Genomic DNA, 1,321 nt, shown 5'->3' with positions numbered 1-1,321 from the left:
TGAACCGCGCCGGGTTTGCCGGAGGCTGATTTTGGTTAGTTACGCGGCCATGGGTTCAGTTTCCAGAGCTGCGTAGAAGTTGGCCTCGGCTTCTGCTGGCGGGATGTTCCCGATGGGCTCGAGAAGACGACGGTTGTTGAACCAGTCCACCCATTCGAGCGTCGCGTATTCAACGGCTTCCAAGCTTCGCCATGGGCCACGGCGGTGGATGACCTCAGCCTTGAACAGGCCATTGATCGTCTCGGCCAAGGCGTTGTCGTAACTGTCGCCGACGCTGCCCACCGAGGGTTCGATACCGGCTTCCGCCAAGCGCTCAGTGTAGCGAATAGACAGGTATTGCGAGCCCCTGTCGCTGTGGTGAACCAGCCCCATGCCCTTTCCGGGGCGGCGATCATGCACCGCCTGTTCCAAGGCATCGAGAACGAACCCCGCATGCGCCGAACTGCTGACGCGCCAGCCAACGATCTTGCGAGCATAGGCATCGATGACAAAGGCGACATAGACGAACCCCTTCCAGGTGGCGACATAGGTGAAATCCGATACCCAAAGCATGTTCGGGGCCGGAACGCGGAACTGGCGGTTCACCTTGTCCAGCGGACAGGGGGCTTTCTTGTCCGGGATCGTCGTCCTGTGCGGCTTGCCGCGGATAACGCCCTGAATACCCATGCTCTTCATTAGCCGTGCCACGGTGCATCGGGCGACATCGAAACCTTCGCGGCCCAGCTGCCGCCAAACCTTCCGGACGCCATAGACTCGCCAGTTCTCTTCGAAGACACGAAGGATCTCGGGGCGCAGCGCTTCGTCCTGACGTGCCCGATCAGACAGCCGAGACGGATCGGCCCGCTTCGCCAGATGATCATAGTAGGTGGACGGGGCGATCGGCAGTATGTTGCAGATCGGCTCGACCCCGTGCGCATCCCGATGCGCGTCGATGAAACCCACCATCACTTCGATCGGCGGTCGAGCTCCGCCATCGCAAAATACGCTGACGCCTTGCGAAGGATCTCGTTCGCCTGGCGCAGCTCGCGGTTCTCGCGTTCCAGCGCCTTCATCTTCTCGGCCATCTCGCTGGAGACGCCCGGACGCTTGCCGCTATCAACCTCGGCCTTCTTGACCCAATCGTTCAAGGTCTGAGGCGCACAGCCGATCTTCGCCGAAATCGACATGACCGCCTGCCACCGCGATCCATGCTGACCCTCATTGTCCAGGACCAACCGCACCGCGCGGTCACGCACTTCCGGAGAAAACTTGTTCGTTGTCTTGCTCATGATGCTCCACCTTACTCAGGAGTTGGAGCCTCCGGCAAACCCGGCGCGGTTCA

Annotated in this window: 1 protein-coding gene and 1 other annotated feature; the gene reads right to left on the bottom strand. The window is 60.9% G+C overall.

What is annotated here, in order from left to right; genetic code table 11:
- Positions 1-39: 39 nt before the first annotated feature.
- Positions 40-1,268 (bottom strand): IS3 family transposase gene (locus DXK21_RS16395; RefSeq protein WP_114818831.1). Its coding sequence is split into 2 segments (ribosomal slippage): positions 40-980 and positions 980-1,268, totalling 1,230 coding nucleotides; the frame shifts between segments, so codons are not numbered across the junction.
- Positions 871-987: a sequence feature (AL1L pseudoknot), on the bottom strand. It overlaps the preceding gene by 117 nt.
- Positions 1,269-1,321 lie beyond the last annotated feature (53 nt).

Origin of the sequence: Brevundimonas bullata, from assembly GCF_003350205.1 — a bacterium.
GTDB classification, from domain to species: domain Bacteria; phylum Pseudomonadota; class Alphaproteobacteria; order Caulobacterales; family Caulobacteraceae; genus Brevundimonas; species Brevundimonas bullata.
Note: the sequence above shows the minus strand (reverse complement) of the source record. Positions and strands in the feature narration are given on the sequence as shown.